Annotated in this window: 5 protein-coding genes; all 5 read right to left on the bottom strand. The window is 56.1% G+C overall.

Annotated elements, in window-relative coordinates; genetic code table 11:
- Positions 1-180 precede the first annotated feature (180 nt).
- Positions 181-1,716 carry an S-layer homology domain-containing protein gene (locus HMPREF2765_RS06135; RefSeq protein ID WP_049341401.1) on the bottom strand — a complete coding sequence of 512 codons (1,536 nt, stop codon included), beginning with the start codon at positions 1,714-1,716 and terminating at the stop codon, positions 181-183.
- Positions 1,717-2,058: 342 nt separating this feature from the next.
- Positions 2,059-2,940 carry an S-layer homology domain-containing protein gene (locus HMPREF2765_RS06140; RefSeq protein WP_070604717.1) on the bottom strand — a complete coding sequence of 294 codons (882 nt, stop codon included), beginning with the start codon at positions 2,938-2,940 and terminating at the stop codon, positions 2,059-2,061.
- Between the two features lie 454 nt (positions 2,941-3,394).
- Entirely contained in the window at positions 3,395-5,227 is a 1,833-nt protein-coding gene (locus HMPREF2765_RS06145) for an S-layer homology domain-containing protein (protein WP_070604720.1), read from the bottom strand.
- Between the two features lie 419 nt (positions 5,228-5,646).
- Positions 5,647-7,767, bottom strand: coding sequence for an S-layer homology domain-containing protein (locus HMPREF2765_RS06150; RefSeq protein ID WP_070604722.1), 2,121 nt, complete (start codon positions 7,765-7,767; stop codon positions 5,647-5,649).
- Between the two features lie 321 nt (positions 7,768-8,088).
- Positions 8,089-10,069, bottom strand: a 1,981-nt coding sequence (locus HMPREF2765_RS06155) for a hypothetical protein (protein WP_246824928.1), incomplete at its 5' end; no start/stop codon positions are given.

Genomic DNA, 10,069 nt, shown 5'->3' on the forward strand with positions numbered 1-10,069 from the left:
CGGTTTCGGGGACATTTTCACCCTATCAAACCCTCCAAATGATGTCAGGGAACACTCAAGGGAGGCTTGAAGGTTTTGAGACATTTCACAGGTTGATCAGCCGGTAAAAGCTGAACCCCGTGTGCCCGAACAGAAAACCTGCTCGAGAACACGGGGTATTCAGCGTAGAACTAGTCCGCCTTACTTAGCGCGGTTCTGGAAATTGAACAGCATCTGCTCCAACTGACCACGATTCACCAGGTCCGTCGCATTAAAAGAGCCGAAATCCGGATTAATGACATACTGCTGAGTGGACCACAGAATCTCACGGTAGAACGCAGAATTCGGCTTCACATCGGTAAAGGAAGACACACCTGATACCGCCGGGGAACCCGCTGCACGGTAGGTGAACGCCGCAACCGTAGCGTTCGAAATACCGGCATCCGCGTGGAACTTACCATCAGACCAGCCGAAAGTAATACCCTTCTGACGAGCCCACACGTAAGCGGTGTAGTTCGGGTCGGTGGTCTTCACATCCGGCCAGGGGGAGACTGCCGGGAGGTTCACCTTGGGGCTACCAGCCTGAGCGTACAGTGCCGCAGTCAACTCGCCGCGGGTAGCACGCTGCTGTTGCTCCTGGTAGGTGAGCTTCGAAGTCAGGGTCTTGTATTCTCCCTTGGGCACAGTAGCATCCGTGAAGTCCGGAACACCCTCAAACTTCAGATCCTGGTGAGCCATAAGAACACCGCGGTGCTCCGGCGCCAAACCCACAATCGGGGTGATGAGGGGCCTGTCCTTCTTGGTGAGGTCGTAGTCGTAGTCGCTCCACGCCTCAATGACGTACTGCTTAGACGGATCCAGGGTGTTTGCGGGGAGCTTGATGGTGCGGTAAAGAGTGCCTCCCTCCAGGCGGGTTACGCCATCGGGACCTTCATAGTAGGACTTCATATCGCTCATCGCCAGGACGGGGGTGCCGGTGCCCTTCTCACGAATCACGTACATGGCACCCTCACGGCCAGGCAGTTCCTCCCCAACGAAACCCTCACCCTGAATCAGCAGCTCCTGATCCTTCGTAGTGTCCTTCAGGGCATCATACTTCCACTTAGGTGCCAGGACCTGCGGATGGTAAGCGCGGGTGTACATCGGGTGGTGGGCGATAACGTTCTTGCGAGCCCAAATATCCTCAATGCTCGACTGGGGCTGGCCCTTAGCCTCGGTCAAAATACCCGTCTCGTAACGCACCTCATCCAGGGTGATACCCGGGAAATAATCAATGGGAGTGTAGAAACTCTCCAGAGCCTTAGCCTTGATGGTCAGCTTTGCCTCAAAAGTGCCATCATCGGCAATGGTGAAGTCCTTACCTTCTTCAAAACGGAGCATCGACGTGGAAGGCTCAGCGTTACCGGGGCGGTCCTTCGTAGCAGCAATGTAGAAGACAACGGTGCCGTGCTGCTCACGCCACTGCTTAGTGAAACCGGTACCCTTCAGAGTCACGGTGCCGCCCTCGCCGGTGTACAGAATACCGTCATAATCAGCGGAGTACGTCGGCTGTGCCGCTGCATCCTGAGCAGCCGGCTTGGGGGTCACAGCATTTGCCGCCGGTGCATTAGCAACAGGTGCCGCATCCTGGGCGAGTGCCGGAGTCATCGGCAGAACCATAGCGCCAGCCAGCACCAGTGCGCCGCAACCCTGCGCCGCACGGAGGAAAGAAGACTTAGAGTTCGGAAGCGAGGACATACATCATCCTTACGGGTCGTACCCATCGGGATGATGCGGTTTCATAGGGTTTCTGGGGTGAGAAATCTCCGTTGAATCTGCGCCAACCCAATGAGAAAAGTGGTCGAATATCCCCATCGGTTTCGGGGACATTTTCACCCTATCAAAGCGTTGAACAGATGTCAGGAAACACTCAATGGAGACTTGAAGGTTCTGAGGGTTTTCCCAGGTTGACCAGCCGCTAAGAACCCAGCATGCTGAACTTCGAAAAACAGAACCCCGCACTCCCAAACAAGAGTACGGGGCCGCCAAACACACTAACCAAACGCTAAAGCAAAGCGTCAAAAATACGAAGTGTAAAAACTACGAAGTGCGGAAGTACAGGTACATCATCATCGCAATACGACCACGAGATGTCTGAGCCGTCGGCTCAAAAGCATTACCCTCAGACACCGTCGACACACCATGGCGAGACGCCCACACAATCTGACGGTAGAACGGAGTCGCAGACGAAACATCACTAAACGGGGAAGTACCCGACATCTGAATCTTCTGCGCACCATCAGCACGGTACAGAAGCGCCGCAGCGGAAGCATTCGACAGGCGCGCCTCCGCATGGAACTTACCATCAACCCAACCGGACGTAATACGCTCCTGACGCGCCCACAGGTACGCATCATAGTTCGGGTCAGATTCATCAACATCCGCATACGGCGAATGCGCCGGACGGGTTACCGCCGGCGAACCCGCCAGCTTATAGAACATGGTGATCAACTCGCCACGAGTCACCGGATCCTCAACACCAAAATGGTCCTCAGAAAGCGGCTCCATCGTCTGAGTGCGAACAGCCCAACGGATACCCGCATAGTACGCAGAATCCTCAGTGGCATCAGCAAAAATAGTGTTCGCATCCGGCGCGGTCACGGACGGACGCAGAATCTTCGGGCCCTGCGTCGAAGAACTCGACACCAGGACAGAAGCAGAAGTCGCCGAAGCGGGCGCCGGCGCAGCAGTATCCGCCGAAGAAAGACGCGCCTCCGACGAATCATAAAAAGAGAAAAGAGGTGAGAACGGCAGATACAAAACACCCGCCAACGCCACAGCGCCAACAGCCAGCTCAATACGGCGGCGCTTACGCTTCTTCGACTCAGCCTGAGAAGAAGCCTCGGGGGTGCCCTCCGGTGCCAGCAGAGGTGCAGAAGAATTATGGGCAGTATCAGTCGACTGCTTAAAATTCTGGGACATAAATCCTCAATGTGGTTGATGTATCGGTGTGTGCAGGGCTCCCTCTAGTTCTTCTACGCACCCAGCCGGATAAGGGTGCGCACTAAGGGGGCGCAACAGTCCTAAGCATAAACCACAGCTTGAAAAATATTAATTTACACTCCACAGAACATTCTTGAAAAGAGGGGAGTAGAGCACCCAAAAATCCGCCCAATAGCGGGTGCCGCATGAGGCGCGCCCCACATGCGGTACAGCCCACACTAGCGTGGTAACCGCCAAAAATACGCCGAAAACCGCGGAACAGCACCGGGCGACAGTCCCGCACGCGCCCCTACAGATACCTTGCAGTCACCTCATAAACACCCCGCAATGGCACAGAAAAGCCGGGACAGCGGGACGAAACCAACGTTTCATCACCACCAGCCCGGCTCAATCATTGCGGGTTAGACGCTAATCCCAACGAACTAGCAGGACCCTAGCGAACCTTGTAGTTCATCAAGAAACCAGCCAGCTCACCACGGCTCACCAGCGCAGACGGGTGGTACTCAGAACCCGGGAAAACCTGCAGCTTCTGCTGCTTAGCCCAAGTAATCTCACGGTAGAACGCGGAGCCAACCTTCACATCGGTGTACGGCGCCTCAGTCACAGCAACCGGCTTCTTACCATCAAAACGGTACAGGAACGCCGCAACAGTAGCATTAGACACAGACGCATTCGCGTGGAACTTACCATCAGACCAGCCGAAAGTAATGCCCTTCTGACGAGCCCAAATGTACGCAGCGTAGTTCGGGTCATCAGTCTTCACATCCGGGTACGGGCTAGTAGCCGGCAGGGTAACCTTCGGGGAACCAGCCAGGCGGTACAGTGCAACAGTCAGCTCACCGCGGGTCGCATCATCATTAACGCCGAACCAATCCTTCTCGCGAGAATCAATCAGCTTCTGATCAGCAGCCCACAGAACAGCCTTGTGGTTCGCGTGAGCAACCGGAACATCAGCGAAACGCTCACGAGCCTTCTTGTTCGCAGACTCACCGGTCAGAGTCAGGTAATCAGCCGCGATGCGCTCGCTCTGACCATCTGCGTAGTTGATGGTTACGAAAATAGCGTAGTGGCTATCCTCATCCAGCTTGGTGCCGTCAACGTTAACGGTCGTCTCAAACGCGCCGGTCGCCACACGGTCAGCGCTCAGAGTGATGCTCTCCAGAGCCTCACCGGTCGGGTTGCCATCAGCCTCAGCAGCCGAGAACAGCACGTTCACGGTAGCACCAGCGGGGACGTCGAAATCCTTACCCTTCACACGGATAGTGGTCGAAGAGCTCAAATCCACCTTGTCAGTGCTCAAAGAAACCGAAGGAGACTCCTTCTTAACGTTCTCGCCGTTCACCGGAACAAACGCCTGAGTACTCAGCGCCTGGCTGTTCGCCTCATCGTTATCTTCCGGAACGTTGAACTCGAAAGTCTGCACAACATAGGAGTTGCCGGACTTCAGGGTGCCCGCCGGGATGTCCAGAACAGTCGAGAAACGGCCGTTGGTGTAACCCATGTACTGACCAAAGAAAGCAGAGTAGGAGGTGAACTTAGCCTCCGACTGAGCCAGCGCGGGGCCGGTCGCCTTACCGGTCGCCGGATCAACCGCACGAACCGCAACAATCAGCGACTCGCTACCGTTGTACGAAATGTTCTGGAAACCAGCACCGTTCACTGTGACCTTAGCGTTCTCAGAAGCATTCACCGACGAAGCGCTGTACGACAGGGTCGGGGAATCAACGGTGGGAACATCCGCAACCTTCAGTTCAGTACGAACCTCATCCGCAGGAATCCAGCCGTCTTCAGCATCATCGCGGTAACCGAGCACAACATCGAAGGACGAGCCATTGGCCTCCAGATAGTTAGCGCCGATAGAAGCGGTCAGGTTCACGGTGCCGTCAGCCGCAAAGGCGGAGGCGGGAACATCCTGAACATAGAAGGGGTAATCACGCGGGTGGTGCGGCGGGAAAGCAACGCTTTCACCCTTCGGAACAACGTACAGGCGGAACGACTTGCCCTTAACGAAGTCCTTGGAGAAACCGGAGCCGCTAACCGTCACGTTGCCGCCCTTGAGAATGTCAAAAGTGCCGGAGGTAACCTGCAGACGCTGAGCACCCTGAGCCTCGCCCTGCTCAACAGCCTGGGCTGCTACCGGAGTAGCAGGTGCGGCAAACGCGGGGGAGAGAGGCAAAAGCATAGCGCCAGCCAGGGTGATGGCGCAGCCGCTCTTGGCCATGTTTTTGGGTAGCGCAAAGCGCATGTGGTTGGGAAGTGAGGACATTGTTATCCAATCAGTTTTTATCGGTGTCACGCATCGAGTGTGGTGCGCATAAACACCGTAGCAAATAGTTAAGACATGCCGGAACCTGAAAGGTCATCAGCGCGAAAAATGTCTGTGTGTTTTATTGCATGTCTTAAGGTGAAGTATAGCCTTAAAAAGTATCTGCATGATGTGGAAAATATGCCTAAATAGTGTGCTGATAAGCACAAACGCTGGTCACTGTACAAAAAAGTAAAGCATAAAAATCCACCGCATTCGAAAAATTCGCACCTATGCAACCTCTGCAGGTTGAGAATATTCACAATGCGGTGGGCAAGGCAACATAAAAGTCACCCACAATAAAAGTGGCACATAAACAGGGTCGTAAAGTCGCCTATTTGACGAAAGCCAACCAAAATAGCTAACGCCACGGCGAGACACTATGTGAGACGGCTGCCGCCGTGCTCCATGCGGTACAGCATCGTAGCGAGTTCCGTGTGCCCAATAAACGACTGCCCATACGCCTCATAGGTAGACTGTTCGCTGATATAACCCCAAATGTGCTGATCAATCGCCCACTGGGACTCCTTATGGAACGAGTAATGCCAGCCGAGAACAGTATTCCACCCACGTTCAGAAGAACCACCCGGCAGGCTACTCTTCTTTGACGCCGAAGAAACAGGACGAGGTTTCGCCGCAGGAACCTTACCCTGCGCCCTCTGATACCTATACAGGAACGCCACCGCCGAAGAATCGTAAACCTTCGCATCCGGGTGGAAACTACCATCAATCCAACCGAACGTAATGCCCTTCTGGCGAGCCCAAATATATGCGGCGTAGTCCGGGTCGTTGGGCTGAACATCCGGATACGGGCTGGTCTCCGGAAGCTCAACCTTCGGCGAACCCGCCAACATATAGAGAGCCACCGTCAGATCACGGCGCGTCATATTCTCAGAATAATAGAGCTCTGACTTGGGAAGCTGCTGAGCCTTGCACCACCTCTTCGCAGCCTCCCGCTCCTCAAACGCGTTCACCACCAAATCAATGTCAGTAGAAACAACCTGCTGTACAGAATCCGCGGCACCACCCTGACCGGGAAGAACCTTCTCCACCACCAGCTTGTAACCGCCCTGATAATTCAGCGCCTCACCGGGAACAGTGAGCGTCGCCTCCGTGTAACCGCTCTGGATGCGGTCAGCCGCAATATCCTGCTCCAGCGCCTTCTGGCCGGTCAGATTGCCAGAAGCATCCGTAGCCTGCATAGAGAAACGGTAATGGCCCTCAGTGAGCTTTGGCAGGTTCACGGCACGCACCTGCAACGTGTTCTTCTCCCAATAGGGGCTCACCTGCGGTGAATCAGAACGATATTGGTCCATCTGCTGCGGCTCAACGCGCAGAACCGGGGCGGCATCCTTCACCTCGGTGTTCGAGTTGGGCGAGCGCACCGGAATAAACGGGGCAACATCCGTCAAAAGGCTACCGGGTACCTTCTCCTCATCCGGATTCGGGAAGAAGCCGCTGTAGACGCCGATCATGTACGACTTGCCCGGTCGCAGAGTACCCGCAGGAATTGTCACATCCGCAGAGAAATAGTTGTTGAGGAAGCTCCAGCAATAGTATTCACCGCAATCCGTATAACGAACTGCATGAGTGAAAACGGGCTTGCCCACCATCAAACCCGTGGCGGGGTCAACCTCATACAGCATCAGATATGCTGGGGCACTCCCCGGCTCAAGAAGCTGCTTAGAGAGAATATGGTAGCCCTCAATCGTCAGCTGCGTATCAACCCAGGGATTATCAATCGCCGGCATGCTGTACACATAAGTAGTATGATCCGGCTCAGGGTCCTGAGTCAGGCTGAGCGGAGTGCGGGCAGTAAGGCGGGGGTCCTCATACTCCTCGGCGTTCGGTTCGCGCTCGCCCGCCGGATAGTAGGTCAGCACCACGTCAAGGGCAGGCGAAGGGGTTGCCCGGATGGTCTGCTTCTTGACCTCGAAGGTGAAGGTGATGCTCCCGTCCGGGTTGTCGTGGACGATACCGTCTTCTCGAAGATGATCGACCCTGCCGCTGTACAGGGGATTCTGGGTTGCCTCGCCGGTACGGGACCACTCGTAACCGGTACCACAGTTCACGAGGCCGAACTGGAAGAGCTTGTACTTCTTACGGAACTCGGGGGTCAACGGGGAAGTCGTCACGGACACCGTGCCGCCCTGAGAAATATTGAGAGTGCCGGTGGTGACCTTCAAATCAATCTTGTCAGCATCGCTAATACCGGTTGCGGCATCCGCCTCAGCGGCGCCGGGGACGGTAGCTACGGGGGTTGCCTGCAACGATGCGGCAGGGGAGACGGGGCTCGCCGGATCCGCTTGAGCAGGCTCCACCTGTGCGGGTTTCGTCTGTGCCGCATCAGCATGCGCAGCAGGGGTGACCGCCAGCGCCGGGGTCATGCCCAGCAACAGGGAGAGGCTGATTGCCTTTTTACTCTGGGCATTTTGAATGCGGATTTTCTGGGCAGGCGCCTTAGCGCCCTGAACTGTGGTTGGTCGGAAGAAAGAAGACACGGTTATCCCATCTAATGTTCTGCACTGTGCTTTCTATACCGCGGCTTTACACGGTGGTTTTTGCAGGGTGGTTTTCTGCACAGTGGCATTCTGTACGGTGATTGAAGCGAGTGAGGGAAAACGTTGAGTGGAAGGGGAGAAATGAACGAAAAGTTGAGTAGAAAGGGGGGCGCACAGCGCGTCTTAGCGAAAGTGCTGGCGGGCTGAAAAGTCGGGCGAATCAGCCCGAAAATTTCAGCCCGCCATCACCGATTGTAAAGCAACACAGTATCAGGCTGCGTGGCCGCGGGAGGCGACTCTCAAATAACTACTTCAGGGTGACTACTTGAGGCGGCTGCCGCCGTGCTCCATGCGGTACAGCATGACCGAGAACTCCGAAGAAGAAACAGTATCCGAACTGAAACCCTCGGCGTAGCGGCGATCATAATCCGTATAACCCCAGATGAACTGCTGAGTAGCCCACAGCGACTCCCGCCAGAATGCAGTATCCGTACGCTCATAATCGGACCAATGCGAACGCGAAACCCGGACCGGAGAATCACCCGGCACGCTACTGTTCTTAGGCGCAGACGAAGACGGCACACTGCTCGACTCCGGCGCAGGAGCCGGGGCAACCATCCGCTGGTACCTGTACAGGAACGCCACCGCAGAACGCGTCGAAAGGGCTGCCTCCGGGTGGAACTTACCGTCCGCCCAGCCGAACGTAATACCCTTCTGACGAGCCCAAATGTATGCGGCGTAGTCCGGGTCGCTTGTCGCCATATCCGCATAAGGACTGGTTGCAGGCAGCTCAACATGAGGTGCGCCCGCCATACGGTACAGCGCCACCGTCACATCGCGGCGACTCAGCACAGTCTTACTCTCGTCCAGAAGAGCCTGCTGCTTAACCCACTCGACAGCAGCCTTCCGCTCCTCAGCAGTATTCGCCAAGAGGTCAAGATTCTCAGAAGCCACCGGCTCGACCGCATCCGCCACGCCATCCTTGCCGGGGATTACCTTCTCCAGAACAACCCTGTAAGACCCCTCATAATTCAGCGCGCTACCGGGGACGTTCAGCGTCTCCTCAGCGGCACCATCGTGGATGCGCTCAACGGGAATAACCTGCTCCAACGCCTTCTCGCCGGTTGGCTCGCCAGAATCATCCGTCGCTTGAACCGAGAAACGGTAATGGCCATCGGTAAGCTTCGAAAGATTCGAGACACGTGCGGTGAGAGTATTCATCTCCTGATACGGGTTGATGCGCTTATACGGAATGTACAAATCCGGACGCGCTACAGGCTGGTCAGGATTCGGCTGGTTATCGCTCGGCTGCCCCGACCGCACCGGAAGGAACTGCGCAACACTGGTCAGCAAGCTACCGCTGTACTCCTCCTCACCCGGGTGAGGCAGATTAGAACCGTAGATACCAATCATGTAGAGCCTGCCCGGCTTCAACGTACCCGCCGGAATCGTCATCTTCGTGCCGAAATAGTTATTGCGAAAACCCGTACAGTGATGCAAGCAGTTGCCCGTCAACGGAACAACATGGGAGAAAACGGGGCGTCCCATAATCTTTCCCGTAGCCGGGTCTGCCTCATACAGAGTGATGTACGCCTGGCTGTCGTACCCGCCTACGATGTTCGGGGGAAGAATATGGTAGCCCTCAACCGTCAGAGTCGTATCCTGCCACGGCTTGTCAATCGCCGAAATGCTGTAGCGGTACGTCGGTTGGTCAGGCTCAGGGTCGCGCACCGTGGGCAAAGGAATTCGTGCCGTGATACGAGGATCATCGTACGGATAGTCGTGTGGGTCAGGCTTATCGGACGGGTAGTAGGTCAGCGCCACGTCGAAGAGGGTATCTTCTGGAACCATCATCCACTGCTTCGGGATATCAAGAGTGAACGTGACGCTCCCGTCAGGATTATCGTGTGCCTTACCCTCAGCACGGAGGCTGGCAACCTTGCTGCCGTACTGCGCCTCAGGAAGGGGATCGCCGTAATGTGACTGAAGGTAATTCTTACCGCGCTCCACAATGCCGAACTCATACAGCGTGTACTTTGCGCGGAACTCGGCACTCAGCGGCGCGGTGGTCACAGAGACAGTGCCGCCCTCAGAAATGTTGAGGGTACCCGAGGTGAGCTTCATGCCAACCGGGTTGTCAGGTTTCTTCTGCTCGTCTGCAGGGGAGGCGGGTGCAGCCTGTGCCGGTTGCGCCTGCTGCTCAGGTGCTGCCTGGGCCGGTGTTGCGAGCGCCGCCGGAGTAATACCGGCAAGCGGGCTCAAACCCAGCAGCAATGACAGGCTGAGCGCGCGGGCGCTCGCC

The organism is Rothia sp. HMSC062H08, assembly GCF_001810775.1.
Lineage (GTDB): Bacteria > Actinomycetota > Actinomycetes > Actinomycetales > Micrococcaceae > Rothia.

Excerpts from the sequence above, each read along its gene's own strand:
- HMPREF2765_RS06135 (WP_049341401.1), bottom strand. The coding sequence starts at position 1,716 with ATGTCCTCGCTTCCGAACTCTAAGTCTTCTTTCCTCCGTGCGGCGCAG.
- HMPREF2765_RS06140 (WP_070604717.1), bottom strand. The coding sequence starts at position 2,940 with ATGTCCCAGAATTTTAAGCAGTCGACTGATACTGCCCATAATTCTTCT.
- HMPREF2765_RS06145 (WP_070604720.1), bottom strand. The coding sequence starts at position 5,227 with ATGTCCTCACTTCCCAACCACATGCGCTTTGCGCTACCCAAAAACATG.